Below are 20,715 nucleotides of genomic sequence, written 5' to 3'. Positions count from 1 at the left end.
GTACAACCCGGGAGGGGACGGCATCGTGAGCGACGAGATCCAGAGCACCGACATCGCGCTGGTCGGCATGGCCGGTCGGTTCCCCGGCGCGGCCGACGTCGACGAGCTGTGGGCGGCCATTCGCGCCGGCCGATCCGGCATCCGCCGGTTCACCGACGACGAGCTGCGGGCCAACGGCGTCTCCCCCGACCTCATCGACGATCCCGCCTACGTCAAGGCGGGCGCGGTGATCGACGGCATCGCCGAGTTCGACGCCGACTTCTTCGGGATCAACCCGAAGGAGGCGCAGATCCTCGATCCGCAGCACCGCCTGCTGCTGGAGCACTGCTGGCACGCGCTGGAGGACGCCGGCTGCGACCCGGCCCGTTTCGACGGCGCGGTCGGGGTTTTCGCCGGCACGGCCTGGAGCACGTACCTGATCAACAACCTGATGCCGGCCGGGGCCGCCCGCGAGATGGGCGACATGGCGTTGGCCCTGGCCAACGAGAAGGACACCCTCGCGACCCGCGTGGCCCACCTGCTCGGGCTGTCCGGGCCGGCCTTCGCGATCCAGAGCGCGTGTTCGACGTCGCTGGTGGCGGTGTGCGTGGCGGCAAGCAGCCTGGCCAACTTCGAGTGCGACCTCGCGCTGGCCGGCGGCGTCTCGCTGGCCGTGCCGCACGAAGTCGGCTACCTGTATCAGGAAGGCGGCATCGCCCCACCGGACGCCGAGTGCCGCGCGTTCGACGCCTCCGGCCTCGGCGCCCCACTGGGTGGCGGTGTCGGTGTGGTTGCCTTGCGGCGCCTGGAAGACGCCCTCGCCGACGGTGACCGGGTGTACGCGGTGCTGCGCGGCTGGGCCGTCAACAACGACGCCGGCCGCAAGGTCGGCTTCACCGCCCCCGGCGTCGAAGGCCAGGCCGCGGTGATCGCCGAGGCGCTGGCCGCGGCCGGCCTTGAGCCGTCGGACATCGACTACGTGGAGGCGCACGGCACCGGCACCGCGCTAGGTGACGCCTCGGAAATCGCGGCCCTGCAACGGGTGTTCCACGGCGAGAGCCTCCGGATCGGGTCAATCAAGACCAACGTGGGCCACCTCGACCGGGCCGCCGGCGTGACAGGGCTGATCAAGACGGCGCTTTCCCTGCACCGCGAGGAGATCCCGCCGACGCTCAACCTGGAGACCCCGAACCCCCAGCTCGCGGCCGGCCGGGCCGACCTCGACGTGGTGACGACGGCGCACCCGTGGCCCCGCCAGGAGCGGAAGCGCCGGGCCGGCGTGAGTGCCTTCGGCATCGGCGGCACCAACGCCCACGTGATCGTCGAGGAGGCGCCGGTGGTCGTCCGCGAGCCCTCGCCGCGGCCGGAGCTCCTCGTCTGGTCGGCCCGAAACGCCCAGGCGGCCGACGAGATGGGCACGCGGCTGGCTGATCACCTCGCCGTGACGGAAGACTCCCTGGCCGATGTGGCGAACACGTTGCAGGGCGGGCGGTCCGTGTTTCGGCACCGCCGGATCGTCGTCGCCAACGACGCGCGGGAGGCGGCCGAGAAGATCCGTGACGGCGAATTCCTGACCCGCCACGACGGCCGCACCGACCGTAGTGTTGCCTTCCTCCTGGCCGGGGCCGGCGAGCAGTACCCCGGCATGGCCCGGCACCTGTACGAGTCCGAGCCGGCGTTCGCGATGGCCATGGACGCCTGCATCGAGATCATCGGCCTCGCTCCCGTGCAGGACATGCTCCAGCCGCGCCGGGCCACCTCCAACGGCCTCGCCCAGCTCATGGGCCGCGCCACCACGGCCCCGCAGGACGCCACGAATCGCCTCCACCCGGCCCTGTTCGCCGTCGAATACGCGCTGGCGCAGCTGATCCGGTCCTGGGGTGCGGAGCCGTCCTTGCTGGTCGGCTACAGCCTCGGCGAGTACGTCGCCGCCTGCCTGGCCGGCGTGTTGTCACTGGTAGACGCCCTGAAGCTGGTCGTCCACCGGGCCAAGCTGATCAACGCCCTCCCCGGCGGCGAAATGGCGGCGGTCCTCCGCTCGGCCGAGGAACTCCGGCACCGGCTGGACGGCGTGGACATCGCCGCGATCAACGGCCCGGACCTGACGGTCGTGTCCGGCGCGTCCTTGACGGAGTTGCAGCGGAAGCTGGCCGAGGACTCGATCCCCTGCCGCCCGCTGTCCACGACCCACGCGTTCCACTCCCGCATGCTGGCCCCGATCCGGGACGAGCTGACCGAGTGGATCAAGGCGAACATCACGCTGCACGACCCGACCATCCCGTACGTCTCCAACGTCACCGGCGAGTTGATCACGACCGCTCCCGCTCCGGAGTACTGGGCAGAGCACATGTGCGCCCCGGTGCAGTTCGACCGGGCCATCGAGACCGTGCTGGCCCACGGTGATCTGGCCCTGGTAGAGATCGGCCCCGGCCAGTCGCTGGGCGCCATGGTCCGCGGCCACCGCGACTGCCAGCCCGAGCGCTGGCCCCTGATCGTCGCCACGCTGCCGGCTTCCGACGACCGGCGCGACTCGGTGCTGGCCGAGGCCGCCGGACGGCTGTGGCTGACCGGCGTCGCCATCGACTGGGCCGGCTACCAGGGCGACCGCGAACTGGGCCGGGTCGGGCTGCCGACGTATCCGTTCCAGCGCCAGCGGTACTGGATCGACGCGCCGAAGCCGGTGATCAGGGACAACGTCGAACTGCTCACTCAGAGCTGGCAGCCGGCACACCCCGGTGACGCGGCCGAGCCGGCGCAGTTCGTGATCATCCCGGATGCCGGCGGAGTGGGTGAGACGCTGACGGAACTGCTGTGCCAGGCCGGTTTCGACGCCGAACTCAGCGGCGGCGACCTGTATGGCACGGTCGTCGATCTGTCCGCTTTGGACGCTGTCGACGAGGTTGCCGCGGTGACGGCCACGGCCCGGACGTTGAGCACCGGCGCGGACCTGACCGTGCTCGTCGTGACGCGCGGCGGCCAGGCCGTCGGCGAACCGGTGTCGCCGATCCAGGCGGCCATCGCAGCGCTGCCCGTGGTCGCCAACCAGGAATACCTCAACCTGGACGCCCGCAGCATCGACCTCGATCCCGCCTACACGGTTTCCGAGGCGGCGCAAGCGCTTGCCGCCGAGCTGATCCGGCCCACCGAGTCCGTGCTGGTCGCGCACCGCGGCGACCGCCGCTACTCCCCCGCCTACGAGCCTGTGACCGTCCACGCTGGACAGTCGGTCAAGCGGGGCGGGACGTATCTCATCACCGGTGGCCTCGGGACGGTCGGACGTCAACTGGCGCAACACTTCGTGGACGCCGGGGCGCGGGTCATCGTGACCGGCCGCAGCGGCGGCGAGATCGAGAAGGCCGAGGTGCGGTCCATCGACGTCACGGACGTGGACGCCATGCGCGCCCTGTTCGAGGAGGGCCGGATCGACGGTGTCGTGCACGCCGCCGCCTCGGCCGGCGTCGACCAGCTGCTCCCGTTGGCACAAAGCGGCGAATCCGTTGTGGCACAGCACTTCAGTGCTAAGGTCGAGGGCGCACGGGTGCTGGCGACGGTGATCGCGACGCTGCCCGAGGTGGACCGCCCCGACTGGTGCGTCCTGTTCTCCTCGACCTCGTCCGTGCTGGGCGGCATGACGCTCGGCCCGTACGCAGCGGCCAACGCGGCGCTGACCGCCTTGGCCCGCAACGAGAACTGGACCTGCGCCGCCTGGGACACCTGGCCCGGCACCCTCGACCGGCTGGACGGCCGGATCGGCGCCACCATGGCCAAGCACGCCATGACCCGTACCGAGGCGCTCAGCGCCTTCGACCGGGTCGTCACGAACGGCGGCCAGCTGGTGGTCGCCGCCGGCGGTCTCCAGGACCGGCTGCCGGTCAGGACCGCCACGCAGACGCTGCCCCGGCAGCAGACCACGAGCAAGCGATACCCGCGACCCGAGCTGCCGCAACCGTTTGTGGCGCCCGGCGACGACAACGAGCGCGCCCTGGCCGACATCTGGTCGTCCGTGCTCGGCGTGGAGCCGGTCGGGTCGCGCGACAACTTCTTCGACCTCGGGGGCAACTCGCTGATCGCGCTGCACATGCTGGCGCTGGTCAGGGAACGCCTCGGCGTCTCGGTCCCCACCGCGACGCTGTTCGAGCGGCCCACCGTGCGGGCGCTCGCCGCACAGGTCATGGACACCAACACGGAAACGGAGCAGTCATGGCAGTGATCGGTGTGGTGGGCGCGGGTGTGATGGGCATCGGCGTCGCGCAGAACGTGGCCACCGGCGGGCACGACGTTGTCCTCGTGGACACCAGCGAGCAGGTCCTGGCCGACGCGCGGACCGCGATCCACCGCAACTGCCGCCTGTCCCGCATGATGGGCGGCCCCACCCTCGACCCGGACGAGGTGCTCTCCCGCATCACCACCGCCGTCGGCCTGGACGCGCTGACCAAGGCCGAGCTGGTGATCGAGAACGTGACCGAGAACTGGGAGATCAAGCGCGATGTGCACGCCGAGCTGGACCGCGTGCTGCCGGCCGACACCGTGGTGGTGGCCAACACCTCGGCCATCCCGATCACCCGGATCGCCTCCGTGGGAACACATCCGGAGCGGGTCGTGGGCGTGCACTTCATGAACCCGGTGCCGGCCAAGCCCGTCGTCGAGCTGATCCCCGGCTTCCACACCACGCCGGAGACCCTCCAGCGAACCCGGGACCTGTTGGCCAGCATGGGCAAGCGCTGGGTGGACGTGAAGGACGCGTCCGGCTTCGTGTCCAACCGGGTGCTGATGCTGACCATCAACGAGGCGGCCTACCTGGTGCACGAGGGCGTGGCCACGGCCGAGTCGGTGGACGACGTGTTCCGCGGCTGCTTCGGGCACCCGATGGGGCCGCTGGAGACCGCCGACCTGATCGGCGTGGACACCATTCTCTACAGCGTCGAGGTGCTCTACGAGCACTACGCGGACAGCAAGTACCGGCCGTGCCCGCTGCTCAAGCAGATGACCGACGCCGGACTGCACGGCCGCAAGAGCGGCCGCGGCTTCTACACCTACAACAACTGAGGGGCAGCGACATGGACACCACGGCACGGATTCTCGCTTTCATCACCAACCGCTTCCCGCAGGCGGAGATCACCGACACCGAGGACATCTTCTCCCTGGGCTACATCAACTCCCTGTTCGCCATGGAGCTGGTCATGCACATCGAGAAGGAGTTCACGGTCACCATCCCCAACGACGAGCTGCGCATCGACAACTTCCGCACCGCCAAGGCGATGACCGAGCTGGTGGACGGCCTGCGGTCCGCGGTCGTCCGTTAAGGAGCGTGACATGACCCAGCAACTGGCCCCCACGCTCGACCGGGCCTACGCGCGGTCCTTCGTGGACTCCGAGATCAGGCCGAACGCGGACGCCTGGGACCGGGCCGGCGCGATCCCGGAGGAGCTGCTGGACCGGATCGCCGACGCCGGCCTGTGGGCCCCGTTCCTGCCGGTCGAGATCGGCGGCTCGGGCATCGACATGGTGACGCTCGGCGAGATCCACGAGGAGGTGGGCCGCGGCTGCTCGTCGGTGCGCAGCCTGCTCACCGTGCACACCATGCTGTCCTGGGCGCTGCAACGCTTCGGCACCGACGCCCAGATCCAGCAGTGGGGGCCGGCGCTGGCCACCGGCCGCACGCTCGGGGCGTTCTGCCTGTCCGAGCCGGGCGCCGGCAGCGACACCGCGGCGATCATCACGACCGCCGTGCCGCACAAGGGCGGCTGGCTGCTCAACGGCCTGAAGAAGTGGACCACCAACGGACAGCGAGCCGATCTGTTCCTGGTGTTCGCCAAGGGGCCGGCCAGCACCGTCGCGCTGCTGGTGCCCAGCACCGCGCCCGGCGTGCTGGTGAACCCGATCGACGACATGCTCGGCACCCGGTCGTCGATGCTGGCCGAGATCGCCTTCTCCGATGTCGAGCTGGGACCCGAGGCCCTGTTGGGGCCCAGCGGTTTCGCTTCGGGCATGGTGCTCACCGGCACGTTGGACCTCGGCCGTTACAGCGTGGCCGCCGGCTCGGTCGGCATCATCCAGGCCTGCATCGACGCGTGTTCGGCCTACGCCGCCGAGCGCCGCGTGGGCGGCACCGCGCTGCGGGACCTGCCGTTGATCCAGGCCAAGCTGTCGGACATGGTCACCGATGTGCGGGCAGCGCGGCTGCTGCTGGCCGAGGCCGGCCGGCTCAAGGACCGCGGCGACGCCGCCACCATCATGGCCACGTGGATCGCCAAGTACTTCGCCTCCACCGCCGCCGCCCGGCACGCGTCCGAGGCGGTGCAGGTGCACGGGGCCAACGGATGCAGCCCGGAGTTCCCGGTCGGGCGCTTCTACCGTGACGCCAAGGTCATGGAGATCATCGAGGGCAGCACCGAGATCCAGCGGATGACCATCGCCGCCGAGGCCTACCGGAAGTGGGAGCCGTGACCGCCGAGCTACTCGCCAAGCCCGTACAGGGCAAGATCAAGTGTGTGGTGTGGGACCTGGACAACACGCTGTGGGACGGCGTGCTGCTGGAGGACTCCGCCGTCACGGTCCGACAGTCCGTTGTGGACCATATCCGCCGGCTGGACTCGATGGGCGTGCTGAACTCCGTGGCCAGCAAGAACGACCACGCGGCGGCCATGGCCAAGCTGGCCGAGCTGGGCCTGGCCGACGTGTTCCTGTGGCCGCAGATCTCGTGGAACGCCAAGTCCTCGTCGGTCGAGCGCATCGCGGCCAAGCTCAATCTCGGGCTGGACGCGTTCGCCTTCGTCGATGACCAGGAGTTCGAGCTGGCCGAGGTCGGCCACGCGCTGCCCCAGGTGACCTGTGTGGACAGTGCCGTGATGGACGAGGTGTTGTCACGCCCGGAGTTCCGGCCGCGGTTCGTGACCGACGAGTCGGCCCAGCGCCGCGGCATGTACCGGAGCCAGCTGGCGCGGGACGAGATCGAGTCCGACTTCGTCGGCACCAGCGAGGAGTTCCTGGCCAGCCTGGGCATGACCTTCACCATCGCTCCGGCCCGACGGGAGGACCTCCAGCGGGCCGAGGAGCTGACCGTGCGCACCAACCAGCTCAACTCCACCGGCCGCACGTACTCCTACGACGAGCTGGACGCGTTGCGGGAGTCACCGGACCACTTGCTGCTGGTGGCCTCGCTGACCGACCGCTTCGGCTCGTACGGGAAGATCGGCCTGGCCCTGGTGGAGAAGGACTCTCCGGACTGGCGGCTGAACATGATGCTGATGTCGTGCCGGGTGATGTCCCGCGGCGTCGGCACTGTCCTGCTTGGACACATCATGGGCCTGGCCCGTGCGGCCGGCGCCGGGCTGCGGGCCGACTTCGTGGAGACCGGGCGGAACCGGATGATGCAGATCACCTACGCCTTCAGCGGCTTCCGCGAGGCCTCCCGCGACGGCAAGCACGTCGTGTTGGCCGCCGACCTGAGCCAGATCCAGCCGCCGCCCGGCTACGTCGTCATGGAGGTCGTGGAGTGACCGCCACCGTCGGTCACAGCCGTTGGCTGCCCTTTCCGGACACGGAGGGTGGCCTTCGGCTGTACTGCCTGCCGCACGCCGGCGGCTCCGCCTCGGCCTTCCGCCCGTGGATCGGCCGGATTCCCGGTGTCAGCGTGCTTCCCGTGCAGTATCCCGGCCGGGAGACCCGACTCCGGGAGAACCCGCACGTGGACATCCCTTCCCTGGCCTCGGAACTGGCCGAGGCGCTGCTCGCCGACGCCCAGGACGCGCCCTATGCGGTGTACGGCCACAGCTTCGGGGCGTTGACCGCTTTCGAGGTGCTGCACGTCATCCGGGGCCTGGGCGGGCCCATGCCGTCCCACCTCATCGTGTCCGGCTTCTCCGCCCCGCAGTCCGAGGACTTCGCCGACGACGCCGTGACCGACGAAGAGATCGTCGCCCTGCTGCGGGACCTCGGCGGCACCCCCGAGCAGTACCTCACCGACCGGAGGATACTCAAGATGATCATGCCCCCGCTGCGGGCCGACCTCACCGCCAAGGTCGCCTACCGCTACATGCCCCGCCCCGAGCTCGACGTCCCCATCCTGGCGCTGGGCGGCGTCGAGGACCAGCAGGCCACCTACGACTCCATGCGTGGCTGGGCCGACCAGACCACCGCCGGCTTCCGCCTGCACCCGTTGAACGGCGGCCACTTCGCCGTGCTGGAGCAGCAGGAGGAGACGCTGCGGGTGATCGCCGGCGTCCTGTGCCGATCAGGTGACTGAGTCCGATTCGCCCTCGACGCCCGGGTCGGCGTTGGCACCATTCGCCCTCGGAATGAGTTCCACTCGTCACGAGGAGGGAATGTCATGACCACCTGGGGAAAACGAGTCATCCGCACCACCCTCGCCGCCGGCGCGGCCACCGCGCTGGCGGTTTCGCTTGCCGGCACGGCCACCGCTGCCACGCCGACCCGCAACGGCGTGTGCGAGACCGGCGAGTTCTGCCTGTACTACGGCCCCGGCCTCACCGGATCGGTTTCAGACTTCACCACGTCCATCCCGACCTACGGCGACCACCAGCCGACCTGTTACGAGTTCAAGGGCCCGGGCCTCGGCCAGGGGAAATGCGTCTGGCGCAACGCCGTTTCGGCCCTGAACCTGACGTCCGGCATCGTGCGGCTGTACACCCACACGAGCTGCACCGGTGCCGAGCGGTGGGTCATCCGGCCCAACGACAGCGTCGGGAACCTGTCGCCGCTCGCCAACCAGAACGAGTCGCAGAGCCTGGACCCGTCGGGGAACTGCTGACGAACGGGTGAACGCGCGCTTCCCCTCAATACGAGGGAAAGCGCGCGTTCCTTTGTGGACGGTTCACACCAGGTGGCTGCGGCCCCAGCCGTGCGCGAGGCGGAACGTGGCCACGGCGCCGCAGATCAACCCGATGACCAAGCAGATCAGCCCGGGTTGCAGGGTGCCGGCGACGTCGCCCTGGACGGCAGAGCGGAGCATGGACAGGCCGTAGGTGCCGGGCGAGAAGGTGGTGATGGCCTGGGCCCACGGCGGCATCAGGTCGACGGGCAGGATGGCGCCGCCGATGGAGCTGATCAGCAGCGCGCCGACGTCGCAGGCGACGAACAGGTCGCCGCGGCTGCGGACGATGGTGGACAGCATGGCCCCCATGCCCAGCAGGGCGAAACCCCACACGCACATGGCCAACGTGAGCAGCCCCAGGGACTTCGGGAACGGCATGCCGACCACGGCCCAGCCGAAGACGATCAGCACGGCCTGCTGGATGAGCAGCACGAAGAACACCGGCAGGGCCTTGCCGATGAGCAGCTCGGCCCGGGCGGCACGGCTGGCGCGCAACCGGTCCCAGGTGAGCCACTCGCGTTCGACGAAGATCGAGTTGGCCACGATGGACATGGCGAACACCGAGAACATCATCAGCTGCCCGGTGACGGCCTGGATCGAGCCGTAGTCCAGCGCCTTGGTGTACAGGGGTTGGAACATCACCATGAACACCATGGGCGCGACCAGGTAGCTGATCAGCTGGGACGGGTCGCGCAGCCGCAGCAGCGAGTTGTACTTGATCAGCGCGCCCGCCCGGATCAGCGGCTCGGGAACGCGCAGGGTGTCAGTGGACATCGGAGACCGCCAGGGAACGGTAGAGGTCGTCAAGGTCGGGGTTGCGCAGTTCGACGGACTCGACGGTGCCGCGGGCCTCGGCGAGGACTGCCATCAGCGCGGCGGTCGGATCCGTTGTGGCGCGGTGGTATTCGTGGTCGGTCGTGCGCACGCGGACCTCGCCGGGCAGGCCGTCGAGCAGCTCGGCGCTGCTGCCGCGGGCGATCACCTTGCCGTGCGAGGCAACTGCGAGGCTGGCCTTGAGATCGGCGAGTTCGTTGAGGTAGTGCGTGGTGTAGACGATCGCCGCGCCTTCGGCGGCCCGCTGCTTGACGACGTCCAGCAGCGCCTGCCGGGTCTCGGGGTCGGCGCCGGCGGTCGGCTCGTCCATCAGCAGCAGCTTGGGCCGGTGGATCAGCGCGGTCGCGGCCTGGGTGCGCCGCTGCTGGCCGCCGGACAGCAGACCGGCACGGCGCTCCAGGAAGCTGGTGAGCTGCATGGCCGTGGCCAGTTCCTCGATCTCGGCCTTGAGGGCCTTGCGCCGCAGGCCGGCCAGCCGGCCGTACAGCTCAAGGTGCTCGCGCACGCTCAGCGGCCGGTACAGGGCGATGTGCTGCGGCGAGATGCCGATCTCGCCCCGGGTCTCGTGCGGCGGCACGCCGTCCACGAGCACGGCGCCGCTGTCTGGCTTGAGCAGCCCGGACACCATATCCACGAAGGTGGTCTTGCCAGCGCCGTTGTGGCCGACCAGCCCGCAGATCTCGCCGGCGGCCACGGACAGGCTGAACCCGTCCAGCGCCTGCACCTCGTCGTACTTCTTGGTCAGGTCGGTGGCTTCTAACACGACAGCTCCTTGGCCAGTAGGTGCCGGTCGAACTTGCCGTTGACCGACCTGGGCAGCTGGTCCCGCACGTCGACGCGGTGCGGAAGCATGTACGCCGGCAGCGCCTCGGAAAGGGCCTTCCCGAGATCCCCGGCGCCGCCGAGCAACGTCACGACGAGCACGATGTGCTGGCCGAGCCGCTCGTCGTCGACGCCGAGCGCGACCGCCTCGCCGACGAGGCCGGTCGCGTAGGCGGCCTCCTCGATCTCCGTGGGGCTGACCCGGTAGCCGGAGGTCTTGATCATGTCGTCGCCGCGGCCGACGAAGTACAGGAAGCCGTCCTCGTCCTGGTACACGGTGTCCCCGGACCAGACGGCGATCTCGCTGCCGTAACTCGTCGGCAGGGGACGGAATCGCTCGGCGGTGCGCACCGGATCGCGCCAATAGCCTTGCGCCACCAGGGCTCCGCGGTGCACGAGCTCGCCGGACTCACCGGGTTCGCACGGCGTGCCGTCCGGGTGGACGACGAGGATCTCGGCGTTGGGAATGGCTTTGCCGATGGAGTCCGGCCGGCGGTCGGCCTCGGCCGGGTCGAGGTAGGTGGAACGGAACGCTTCGGTGAGCCCGTACATGAGGTACGGCTCGGCGGCCGGGAAGATCTCGCGCAGCCGGGCGAGGGTGGCGCGGGGCATGCGTCCGCCGGTGTTGGCGAAGTAACGCAGGCTCGTGGTGGACTCCGCCGGCCAGGTCTGCGTGACGAGTTGCAGCCACAGCGGCGGCACGCAGGTCAGGCCGGTCACGCCGTGTTTGGCGCACAGCTTCACGATCTCGCGGGGCAGCAGGTAGTTCACCAGCACGACGTGCGCGCCGACCAGGAACGACGTGGTCAGCTGGCTGAAGCCGGCGTCGAAGCTGAGGGGCAGCGCTGCGAGCACGACGTCGTCGGCGCGCTGCTTGAGGTAGCTGGCCACGCTCTCCGCACCGGCGAGGATGTTGCGGTGCGACAGCACAACGCCTTTGGGGCCGCCGGTGCTGCCGCTGGTGTACATGATCGCGGCGACGTCCTGGTCGATGACAACAGGTGTTGTCGACGGCTCGGACTCACTCAACGCCCGCCACTGCTCGGAGCCGAACACCACCACCGGGATCTCCGCCGACGCGTCACGGACCGTGTCCAGGCGCTCGGCGGTGGTGATCACGAGCCGCGGCGTGCAGTCCTCGATGACGTGGGCCAGGTGCCGGGCCTTGAACAGCGGGTTCACCGGCACGAAGGCGGCCCCCGCGGCGGAGATCGCCATCAGGGCGACCACCGTGTCGATGCGCTTCTCCGCGTACACCGCGACCCGGTCGCCCCGGCGCACCCCGAGCCCGGCCAGGCCGGCGGCCAGCCGCCCGACCCGGTCGGCCAGTTCCCGATAGCTCAGCGTGGCGTCCTTGAAGGTCAGCGCCGGGCGGTCCGGGTCCCCATGGCCGAGGAGTTGATCGACCCGAACCTCACGCATCGCTGAACTGCCCCGCGGGCACGAGTTCGGCCACCGTGGCCCACAGCGAGCCGGCGGTCGCGAAGGTCTCCTCCGTGATCAGCTCGTCCGGCAGCTCCAGGCCGAAGGTCTCCTCCAGGTCGGTCAGCAGCTGCACCAGGCCCATCGAGTTCAGGCCGAGCGCGGCCAGGTCGTCGGCGGCGGTGAAGTCCTCGTTGACCGCGTAGGGCAGGTGGGCCAGCAGGGTCTTGCGGAAGGAGCGCGGTATGTCCATGGATTCCTCACTCGGCTGCGGGGTCGGGCTGGACGCTTCGCCGAGTCGACCATGTGCCTCGCTCACGCCACCATCACCGCGCCATCACCGGGGCAGTGGCGCGGCAGTAGTGGCGCGAGAAGATCGTTTGACACCGTGGATGTCGCTGAGCACAAGGACTGGGAGGCGACATGTCCGTGGTTACCCTGGGGCCACTGCCCGTTGTCGACGGTGTGCCCGACGACCGCGAGGCGGAGGTCTACCGCTACGCCGTGCGCGTCGGCGAGATCATCTCGCCGGAGCGGGCCGCCGCCGACCTCGCGCTGCCCATCGCCGAGGTGTTCGCGGCCGTGACCCGCCTGGTGGAGCTGCACCTGCTGCGCACCGACGGGTCGACCGGCCGGTACCTGCCGATGGATCCCGAGGTCGCGGCGACGCTGCTGATCTCCCCCATCGAGCGGGCCATGTACCAGCGGCGGGAGCTGGCCGACCGGCTGCGCGACCGCATCGACTCCATCACCCGGCCGTCGGTCGACGTGAGCGAGCCCGTCGGCGCGATCGACAGCCTGGAGGGCGTGGCCGAGATCCGTGGGCTGTTCAAGCTGGCCGCCGAGGTCTGCCGGGACGAGATGGTCGTGCTGCGGCCCGGCCATGACGACGATGAGCTGCTCGACGAGCTCCTCGCGCCGTGCTACTCGGTGTTGGAGCGGTCGGTGTCGGTACGGGTGGTGTGCCCGCACCGCAGCCGCGCCGGCTTCGCGTCCCGGGCCAAGGCCAAGCGTCTCATCGCCGACGGCGCGGAAATCCGTACGCTGAGCCAGGTTCCGCAGGCGGCCGTGGTCTTCGACCGCTCTCTGGCCGTCATGTTCAGCTTCGACGACGGCATGCCCACCGCGCGCCGGGTCCGCGACCGCAACGTCGTGCGGTTCCTGCTGGACATGTTCGGGCAGCTCTGGGACAACGCCACCCCGTTCGCCTCCGAGGACACCGGCTACGCCGACGCCATCGACGACCTCCAGCAGAGCGTGGCCCGCCTGATGGCCCAGGGCCTCACCGACGAGGTCGTCGCCCGCCGGCTCGGCATGTCGGTGCGGACCTGCCGCCGCCACATCGCCGCGCTGCTGCAGAACCTCGACGCCGTCAGCCGTTTCCAGGCCGGCGTGCTGGCGGCGTCACGGCTGACGATGAGCGCTTAGGTCCTTCTGTCCCGATAGGAGGGCAACACGTCCGGTCCCGCGGTGCGGGTCGGTCCCACCGCCAGACATCGTGAACCGGGCCGCCCAGTCGGGTGACCCGCGACACATCGTTCGCAACTTGATTGTGCACGATGTAATCGCCTACTGTTCTCGATGTCAGCGAGAGACCGAAGGAGACACCGAGATGAGCACCCAGCCGACCGTGATCCTCGTGCACGGCGCGTTCGCCGACTCCGCCAGCTGGAACGGCGTGATCGCCGACCTGACCGGCCGCGGCTTCCCGGTCATCGCCGCCGCCAACCCGCTGCGCGGCCTCGCCGCCGACGCCGCCTCCGTCAAGGCCCTGGCCCAGAGCGTCGACGGGCCCGTCGTCCTGGTCGGCCACTCCTACGGCGGCGCCGTCATCAGCAACGCCGCCGTCGACCAAGCCAACGTCAAGGCGCTGGTCTACATCGCCGGCTTCCTGCCCGAGCAGGGCGAGAGCGCCCTGGAGCTGTCCAACAAGTTCCCCGGCAGCACCCTCGGCGACACCCTGCGCACCGTCGCCCAGCCCGACGGCAACACCGACTTCTACGTGCGGCAAGAGCTGTTCCGCAACCAGTTCGCCGCCGACGTGCCCGCCGACCAGGCCGCCCTCATGGCCGCCACCCAGCGCCCCGTCACCGAGGCCGCCCTCACCGAGGGCTCCGGCGCCCCCGCCTGGCACACCGTCCCCGCGTGGTCGCTCATCCCCACCGGCGACAAGAACATCCCGCCGGCCGCCCAGCACTTCATGGCCCAGCGCGCCAACGCCACCGTCGTCGAGGTCCCCGACGCCTCCCACGCCGTCCTCGTCTCCCAGCCCGCCACGGTCGCCACCCTCATCGCCACCGCCGCCGCCTGAACCCCCGCGAGTCCCGCTCAGGGTCACACCGAAATGCGGTTTCCGGCACACGACACGTCTGCCCGAAACCGCATTTCGGTGTGTCGGAGAGCGGGACTCGCGGGGGTAACTCCGCCCACTCTGGGCGCCCGCCGGGAGAGCTGGTCCCGGCCGGGGATGGGTGGGCGGAGCCGCCGGCTGGCTCGTGTTACGGGGTGGGTGGAAGCCACCGGCCAACGGCGACGAGCCTGAGCCGCCGGCAGCACCGACCGGCGAGTCCCGCTCTCCAGCAACACGAACTCAACACATGCTTGCCCGAGAGCGGGACTCGCGGGGGTTGGCCGTCAGTCCGGCAGCACTTCGATGATCATGGACTGGAAGTAGGCGCCCTGGCCGATGGCGATCATCGCGCAGCGGTCGCCGGGGCGCAGCCGGCCGATGCGGTCGGCGTGCTCCATGGCCATCAGGGCGTCGGCCCCGAAGCTGTGCCCGGTCTCGGGCATCAGGTCCAGGCAGATCTTGTCCCGTGGGATGCCGGACTGGATGCTGAACGTCCGCCAGAACATCTTGTTGTTCAGGTGCGGCAGCACCCAGTCCAGCTGGTCCAGGGTCATGCCGGCGGACGCCACCGCCCGCTCGACGGTCTCGACGACCTGGGCGGAACACACCTTGGCGAACAAGGCATTCTCCTCCTTGGTCATCCGGATGTTCCGATGGAACCGGGCATCCCGACCCCCGGCCCCACCGAGATAGCGGTAACGGGCCGACTGTCCGCTGTGGACGATGACTCCGGCGGCGCAGTCCCCGCTGACGGTGGTGCCGGCGATGACCCGGGCGTCGTCGCCGACGCTGCCCTGGTCGCCGCCGAGCACCAGCACCCGCTCGGAGCCCGAAGCCCCGGGCCGGGCCAGGTACATACGGGCGTACTCCACACCGCGCAGCACCGAGGCGCAGTTGATGTGCGAGAGACCGTAGAACCGCGCATCGCTGAGGCCCAGGCGAGCCCGCAGCCGGTCCGGGAACTCCGCGCACAGGTCGGTCTCGGCCATCAGCATCGTGTGTCCATACAGGACGAGATCGGCGGTGCCGCCGGCCAGCGCGGCCCGACCAGCCTCGACGAGGACGTCCTCGTACGACTGGTCGGGCGCCAGCGACGGGATGTCCCGCAGGCCGTAGACCTTGGTGAACATCTTGCGCTCGGTCACCGGCCGCCCTGCCCGCACCATGATGTCGTCGACCGGCTCCACCCAGCTCGGCAGCCGCACCGCCACCCGGGACAGCCCGACGCTCACAACCCGCTCCTGATCCGCGCGGTGAGCACCGGACGGTCGGTCTTCCGGTTGCTGTTCAACGGGAACTCGGCCAGATGCTGGTAGTGCAGCGGAATGAGGTACCGGGGGAAGAACGTGCCCATCTCCTCCATGAGGTCGGCGGCCGGCCGCTCCTCGCCCAGATAGAAGGCGTACAGCTCGCCGTCCAGGGCGATCGCCACGGCATCGGTGACGCCGGCCAGCCGCCGCAGGCCACTCTCCACTTCGGACAGCTCGACCCGCACGCCATGGATCTTCACCTGGTGGTCACGGCGACCGAGAAAGGCCAGCTCCCCGTTGGGTTGCAGCCGTGCGATGTCGCCGGTGCGGTACCAGCGCCGGCCGTCGTGCTCCAGGAACCGGCCGGAGTCGTCACGCGGATCCAGATAACCGGGGAACATCTGTGGCCCGGTCACGCACAACTCGCCGGAAGAGACCCCGACGACCCCATCCGGGTCGACCAGAACGTAGTCCAGGCCCGGGTGCATGGTGCCGATCAACACGATGTCGTTGACGCACAGCGAAGGCGACGTCACGGGGTCCCACGTGTGCACGCTGCACGAGATCGTCAGCTCGGTGGGCCCGTACAGGTTCTCCACCAGCCCACCGGTCGCGGCCTGCCACTCGGCGGCGTCGTCCCGCAGCAGCGGCTCGCCGCAGAACACGGCCAGCCGCATGGACGGCATGCATCCCGGCGTCAGCTTTCCCATGCGCCGCACCAAGGAGATCACGCTCGGCGACGAGCACCACACGGTGATCCCGTGCTTGCGCACGAACTGCGGCACGGCCACGAAGGCCTGCGGCGGCATGCACACCAGCGTCCCGCCGCACCCCCAGGCGCTGAAGATGTCGAACATCGCCAGGTCGAAGGTCAGCTCGCCGGTCTGCGAGAACACGTCCGACGGACCGAAGCCATAGCGGTCGTGCACGAACCGCAGGTAGAACTCGACGTTGCGGTGCCGCACCGGCACGCCCTTGGGCCGCCCCGTCGAGCCGGACGTGAACAGGATGTAGGCGATGTCGTCGGGCTCGGCCGAGTGCGGGTGCTCCAGCGGCGGCGCGGCGGTCTCCAAGATCACGGGCGCGCCGCCGAGCGCAGAACCCAACTCCCCCAACAAGGGTCGGCCGTTGTCGTCGACCAGCAGCGCGTCGAGGCCGGCGGCGGTGATCATGCCCTGGGTCCGCTCGGCCGGGAAGTCCGGGTTCAGCGGCACCACCGCGGCGCCCGCGTACCCGGCGGCCAGGATGCCGGCGTAGGCGAGCTCGCTGCGGCTGGCCAGCAGGCCGACACGGCGCGGCTGCGTGCCCAGGCGGGCGACCAGCTCGCCGGCCAGCGCCAGCGCGTGGTCGTGGATCTGCTGGTACGTATACGATTCTCCGGCCACCCGCAGCGCGACCGCCGTCGGGTTCCGGCGCAGACTGCGCAGGAACCAGCCGTGCAGCACGCCCTCGGTGGCGATGCTCCTGGTCATGACGTTCCCTTCCGCACGGCGGCGGCCACCGCGACGACAAGATCCACTTGATGGGTGATGGAGACGGCGATGTCACCGAGCCGCGCCGCGTCGGCCAGCCGCTCGGCCCCGCCGTGCAGAGTCACCGCGGGCGCTCCCCACTCGTCCGCGATCACCTCGATGTCCCGCCAGCGCAGGCCCTGCCCGAAGCCGCGGCCCAGCAGCTTGCAGACGGCCTCCTTGACGCAGAACCGGCCGGCCAGCCGCTCGGCGTGCCGCGCCGTGCCGGGCTCCCCCGCCTGCGCCAGCTCGCCCTCGGTGAACACGAGCCCGCGGTAGCGGCGGTGTTCGGCGACCCGGCTGAAGCGGGACACCGACAGCAGGTCGACGGCGATCTTCATGCCAGTTCCACCGCCGCGGCGTCCACGACCTGGGCCAGCAGCCAGCCCTCACGCAGCGGTCCCTTGGTGTGCAACAGGATCCGGTCGCCGTCGGCGATGTCGCCGGCGCTCAACGCCGCGTGCACGTCCAGCCAGCCGTCGCACGCGCCGGCCCCGGTGAACCGCCACTCGACGTCCGAAAAGGACCTCGGGGCGCCCTCGCCCGCGTTGAGAACCCGCAGCGGACCGGGGCCCTGCTGCACGCGCAGGCCCACGGTGGCGAAGCGGCCGGTGCCGACGCGGGCGTCGGCGAACACCGGCTCGTCGCAGATCAACACCGTTGCCACGGAGGGAACCGCCCAGTCCAGCAGCTCGAATCCCACGGTGCCACCGAGTTCGTCCAGGTGCGTGATGCCGATGTCGTCGCCGCGCCAGCCGAACTTCAGCACCATGCGCGCCAGCAGCGTGACCATCGGGTCGCGCAGCGGGCCGGACCGGATCAGGAACAGCGGCTGGTCGTCGTCCGGCACGCCGACCGCGGCCAGCGCCAAGTCGCTCAGCTCAGGAAGATCCGAGTCGGCCGGGTTGACGACGATCAGGTGCTCCTGCGGGATGCCCTCCTGGATCGCCGCCTCCACCCGCTGTTTGGGCAGCAGGTCGTCCGGAAACGCCCTCAACGGAAGGTAGTCCGTGTGCGTCCGAACGGCCGCGCACAACCGAGTGATGCTCAGATCAGCCATCTGCGTCTCCCGACTGGTAGCCGCGGGCCACGTGCAGGCGCTGGATGTTGCTGGTGCCGTCCATGAACTCGAAGGCCCGCACGTCCCGGGTCCACTTCTCCAGCAGCGGATGCTCGATCAGGCCGGCCGGGCCGATGGACGCGATGGCCCACTGCGCGGTCTGCTGGGCCATCCGCACGGCGCTGAGCTTGGACGCGCTGGCGAAGTAGCCCCGCTCCGGGTCGGCGTCGAGGCGGGCCGCGGCCTGGAAGATCAGCTGCTTGCCGGCCTCGGCCCGGGCCAGCGCCAGGTCCACGCCGGGGGCGTTCTTCCGGTGCTCGGCCACGTATTCCGTGATGGCCATCGCGGTGCCCACGGCCGAGGCCGAGATCTGGATCCGCATGTTGTTCAACGTCTTGACCGCGCCCCAGATCCCGCGCCGGGTGACCGGCAGGTGTTCGCCCAGCAGCATGTCCGCGGCCACCGGCACGCCGTCGAACTGAAGCTCGGACAGGTAGGCGCCGCGCAGGCCGACCGTGTTCAGGCGCTGCGCCGTGAATCCCGAGGCCGGCACCTCGACCATGGCGGCCCGAATCGACAGCGCGGAACGGCCCGTGCGGCCGAAAACCAGGCCGATGCCACCGCGCGCGCCGTGGCCGATGTACCGCTTGGCGCCGTACATCAGGTAGCCGCCGTTGCCGTCCTTCTCCAGCCTGGTGGTCATGTTGGTGGCGTCACTGCCGGCTCCCGGCTCGCTCATCGCGAAGAACGTCCAGGTCCGGCCGCCGTGCAGGCGTGTGTAGAACTTCTCCTGCTGCGCCGGGTTGCCCAGCAGGCTGACGTACACGCCGGCCAGCGCCGGGCACGGGCAGGCGAACATGGTGGACATGTCGCCGCGGGCCAGCTCGACCATGCCGACGATGTCCTCCAGCACCGACTTCGCCCGCATCAGACGGAATCCGCCGGGGACGGACTCGCGGTACTCCGGCGGCGTGTTGGACAGCCGGATCATGGTGTACACGGGCGAGTTGAAGTGCGACTCCATGTCGTCCGGGTCGGCGTCGATGGACAGGGCCCGGGAGCGCATGTCCTCGACGGCATCCCGGCAGTCGTCGCGCACGGCCCGCAGCTTCTCGTCGAGCTCGATCATCACGCCGCTCCCTTCCGGTCGATCCAGGTGTTGGCCACCAGCGCCGACACGTACAGCGCCCGCACCGGGTGGTCGGCGATGTAGCCGGCCGCGCCGAACAGCTGCGTCACCTGCCAGCCCAGGTCGTCGAGCTTGGTGTGCAGGTCGGCCAGCGCGTCCGGGGCCAGCGGCACGCAGGCGTAGGCCCGGGCCATCTCCAGCTCGGCGGCGACGTCCCCGATCGTGCCGGTGATCAGCTGCTTGCGGATCAGGGGCTCGTCGCCGACGGTCCGCTCGGTCAGGTAGGCGACGGCCTCGTCCAGCAGGCGGCGCACGGTGCCGATACGCACCGCGGCCAGCAGCCGTCCGATCTCGGCCAGCGTGTAGTCCGCGGCCGGCCGCTCGCCCGGGCAGGCCAGGAACACGATGTCCTCGCGGTCGGCCAGGCTGTGCGTGCGGATCTCCGCCCCCTCGGGCACATCCGACGCGCGCACGGCGGCGTAGGTTCCTGGTGCGGCGGCGGTGACCTCGGTGCCCGACAGCGCGGCGGCCAGGCCGGCGGCCAGACCCTCGTCCCGGGCGATCCGCTCGCACTGCTCGAGAACAGTGCTCATGAGTCCTCCTCGACTTCGACGATCGCGGTGTGGAAGTACGCGCCCTGGGCCACCGAGACCAGAGCGCAGCGGTCACCGGGGCGCAGCCGGCCGGTGCGGTCGGCGTGGTCAAGAGCCATCAGCGCGTCCGCGCCGAAGTTGTGCCCGCACAACGGGATCAGGTCCAGCAGGACCTTCTCCCTGGGGATGCCGGCGCGGCGGCTCACGCTGCCCCAGAACATCCGGTTGGACAGGTGCGGCAGCACCCAGTCCAGCTCGTCCACGGTCATGCCGACCGCGGCGGCGGCCTTGTGCAGCGTGTTCACGGTCTCGTCGCAGCAGACCCGGCTGAACTCCTCGGCCTCCCGCGGCGACATCCGCATGTTCCGGTGGAACCGCAGGTCACGGCTGGTCACGCCGCCGAGGTAGCGATAGCGGCCGTGAGCCGAGACCGTGAGGCCGACGACCCCGTCGCCGCCGATGGCGATGCCGGGGATCACCCGGGCCACGTCGTGCACGCTGCCGTGGTCGCCGCCCAGCACCAGCACCCGGTCCTCGGGGTGGCGGGCCAGGTAGCGCCGGGCGAAGTCCAGGCTGCGCAGCACCGACGTGCAGTTCACGTGCGAGAGACCGAAGAACCGGCTGCCGGACAGCCCCAGCCGGGCCCGGACCCGGTCCGGGAATCCGCCGCGCAGCCCGAACTCCTGCGTGAGCATGGTGTGCCCGTAGAGCACCAGCCCGGCCGTGCCGCCGTCGAGGGCGGCCCGGCCGGCCGCCACGAACAGGTCCTCCATCTGCTCGTGGTCGGCCAGCGTCGGGCTCTCGCGCAGGCCGTGGATCTTGGCGAACATCTTGCGCTCCATGGCGTCCCGCCCGGCGCGCAGCAGGATGTCCGGCACCGGCTCGGACCGTCCCGGCAGCTGGACGGCCACTTTGGACAGTCCGATCGGCAT

20 protein-coding genes are annotated in these 20,715 nt (G+C 70.3%); 9 read left to right on the top strand and 11 right to left on the bottom strand.

Annotated elements, in window-relative coordinates; genetic code table 11:
• Positions 1-25 precede the first annotated feature (25 nt).
• The 7 genes from AB0M73_RS18855 (at position 26) to AB0M73_RS18825 (ending at position 8,749) form a co-directional block, all read left to right on the top strand.
• Entirely contained in the window at positions 26-4,189 is a 4,164-nt protein-coding gene (locus tag AB0M73_RS18855; RefSeq protein ID WP_363891926.1) for an SDR family NAD(P)-dependent oxidoreductase, read from the top strand.
• The gene (locus tag AB0M73_RS18850) at positions 4,180-5,025 is read left to right on the top strand and encodes a 3-hydroxyacyl-CoA dehydrogenase NAD-binding domain-containing protein (RefSeq protein WP_363891924.1); all 846 of its coding nucleotides are present in this window, start codon (positions 4,180-4,182) and stop codon (positions 5,023-5,025) included. Before AB0M73_RS18855 ends, AB0M73_RS18850 begins: the two co-directional genes overlap by 10 nt.
• Positions 5,026-5,036: 11 nt before the next feature.
• Positions 5,037-5,282: an acyl carrier protein gene (locus AB0M73_RS18845; RefSeq protein WP_043725680.1), complete on the top strand. Its 246-nt coding sequence runs from the start codon at positions 5,037-5,039 to the stop codon at positions 5,280-5,282.
• Between the two features lie 10 nt (positions 5,283-5,292).
• Positions 5,293-6,426: an acyl-CoA dehydrogenase family protein gene (locus AB0M73_RS18840; protein WP_363891921.1), complete on the top strand. Its 1,134-nt coding sequence runs from the start codon at positions 5,293-5,295 to the stop codon at positions 6,424-6,426.
• A complete protein-coding gene (locus tag AB0M73_RS18835) occupies positions 6,423-7,478 on the top strand; it encodes an HAD-IIIC family phosphatase (RefSeq protein ID WP_363891919.1) in 1,056 nt (351 codons plus the stop codon). Before AB0M73_RS18840 ends, AB0M73_RS18835 begins: the two co-directional genes overlap by 4 nt.
• A complete protein-coding gene (locus AB0M73_RS18830; protein ID WP_363891917.1) occupies positions 7,475-8,224 on the top strand; it encodes a thioesterase domain-containing protein in 750 nt (249 codons plus the stop codon). The genes AB0M73_RS18835 and AB0M73_RS18830 overlap by 4 nt, the downstream gene beginning before the upstream one ends.
• A gap of 84 nt (positions 8,225-8,308) precedes the next feature.
• Positions 8,309-8,749 carry a peptidase inhibitor family I36 protein gene (locus AB0M73_RS18825; protein ID WP_363891915.1) on the top strand — a complete coding sequence of 147 codons (441 nt, stop codon included), beginning with the start codon at positions 8,309-8,311 and terminating at the stop codon, positions 8,747-8,749.
• 63 nt (positions 8,750-8,812) lie between these two features.
• Here the strand turns inward: AB0M73_RS18825 and AB0M73_RS18820 are convergent, their stop codons facing one another.
• The 4 genes from AB0M73_RS18820 to AB0M73_RS18805 are packed head-to-tail and all read right to left on the bottom strand — an operon-like array spanning position 8,813 to position 12,143.
• Positions 8,813-9,586 (bottom strand): ABC transporter permease, encoded by a 774-nt coding sequence (locus AB0M73_RS18820; RefSeq protein ID WP_363891912.1) that lies wholly within the window; start codon positions 9,584-9,586, stop codon positions 8,813-8,815.
• A complete protein-coding gene (locus tag AB0M73_RS18815; RefSeq protein ID WP_363891910.1) occupies positions 9,576-10,409 on the bottom strand; it encodes an ABC transporter ATP-binding protein in 834 nt (277 codons plus the stop codon). Before AB0M73_RS18815 ends, AB0M73_RS18820 begins: the two co-directional genes overlap by 11 nt.
• Entirely contained in the window at positions 10,403-11,890 is a 1,488-nt protein-coding gene (locus AB0M73_RS18810; RefSeq protein WP_363891908.1) for an acyl-CoA ligase (AMP-forming), exosortase A system-associated, read from the bottom strand. Before AB0M73_RS18810 ends, AB0M73_RS18815 begins: the two co-directional genes overlap by 7 nt.
• Entirely contained in the window at positions 11,883-12,143 is a 261-nt protein-coding gene (locus AB0M73_RS18805; RefSeq protein WP_052396112.1) for a phosphopantetheine-binding protein, read from the bottom strand. The genes AB0M73_RS18810 and AB0M73_RS18805 overlap by 8 nt, the downstream gene beginning before the upstream one ends.
• A gap of 170 nt (positions 12,144-12,313) precedes the next feature.
• Here AB0M73_RS18805 and AB0M73_RS18800 point away from each other — a divergent pair, with 170 nt between their 5' ends.
• A complete protein-coding gene (locus AB0M73_RS18800) occupies positions 12,314-13,318 on the top strand; it encodes a helix-turn-helix transcriptional regulator (RefSeq protein WP_363891905.1) in 1,005 nt (334 codons plus the stop codon).
• A gap of 184 nt (positions 13,319-13,502) precedes the next feature.
• Positions 13,503-14,201, top strand: a complete 699-nt coding sequence (locus tag AB0M73_RS18795; protein ID WP_363891903.1) for an alpha/beta hydrolase — start codon at positions 13,503-13,505, stop codon at positions 14,199-14,201.
• Positions 14,202-14,524: 323 nt separating this feature from the next.
• Here AB0M73_RS18795 and AB0M73_RS18790 read toward each other — a convergent pair whose 3' ends face one another.
• Genes AB0M73_RS18790 through AB0M73_RS18760 form a run of 7 tightly spaced genes read right to left on the bottom strand, consistent with a single transcriptional unit; the run spans position 14,525 to position 20,715 of the window.
• Positions 14,525-15,472 (bottom strand): 3-oxoacyl-[acyl-carrier-protein] synthase III C-terminal domain-containing protein, encoded by a 948-nt coding sequence (locus tag AB0M73_RS18790; protein WP_363891900.1) that lies wholly within the window; start codon positions 15,470-15,472, stop codon positions 14,525-14,527.
• Positions 15,469-16,962 (bottom strand): AMP-binding protein, encoded by a 1,494-nt coding sequence (locus AB0M73_RS18785; protein ID WP_363891898.1) that lies wholly within the window; start codon positions 16,960-16,962, stop codon positions 15,469-15,471. Before AB0M73_RS18785 ends, AB0M73_RS18790 begins: the two co-directional genes overlap by 4 nt.
• Entirely contained in the window at positions 16,959-17,342 is a 384-nt protein-coding gene (locus AB0M73_RS18780; RefSeq protein WP_363891896.1) for a holo-ACP synthase, read from the bottom strand. Before AB0M73_RS18780 ends, AB0M73_RS18785 begins: the two co-directional genes overlap by 4 nt.
• The gene (locus AB0M73_RS18775; protein ID WP_363891894.1) at positions 17,339-18,061 is read right to left on the bottom strand and encodes a hypothetical protein; all 723 of its coding nucleotides are present in this window, start codon (positions 18,059-18,061) and stop codon (positions 17,339-17,341) included. The genes AB0M73_RS18780 and AB0M73_RS18775 overlap by 4 nt, the downstream gene beginning before the upstream one ends.
• Positions 18,054-19,190 (bottom strand): acyl-CoA dehydrogenase, encoded by a 1,137-nt coding sequence (locus AB0M73_RS18770; protein ID WP_363891892.1) that lies wholly within the window; start codon positions 19,188-19,190, stop codon positions 18,054-18,056. The genes AB0M73_RS18775 and AB0M73_RS18770 overlap by 8 nt, the downstream gene beginning before the upstream one ends.
• Entirely contained in the window at positions 19,190-19,783 is a 594-nt protein-coding gene (locus tag AB0M73_RS18765; protein WP_363891890.1) for an acyl-CoA dehydrogenase family protein, read from the bottom strand. Before AB0M73_RS18765 ends, AB0M73_RS18770 begins: the two co-directional genes overlap by 1 nt.
• Positions 19,780-20,715, bottom strand: a complete 936-nt coding sequence (locus AB0M73_RS18760; protein ID WP_363891888.1) for a 3-oxoacyl-[acyl-carrier-protein] synthase III C-terminal domain-containing protein — start codon at positions 20,713-20,715, stop codon at positions 19,780-19,782. The genes AB0M73_RS18765 and AB0M73_RS18760 overlap by 4 nt, the downstream gene beginning before the upstream one ends.

It is taken from the genome of Kutzneria sp. NPDC051319, from assembly GCF_040682195.1.
Classification (GTDB): Bacteria; Actinomycetota; Actinomycetes; order Mycobacteriales; family Pseudonocardiaceae; genus Kutzneria.
Note: the sequence above shows the minus strand (reverse complement) of the source record. Positions and strands in the feature narration are given on the sequence as shown.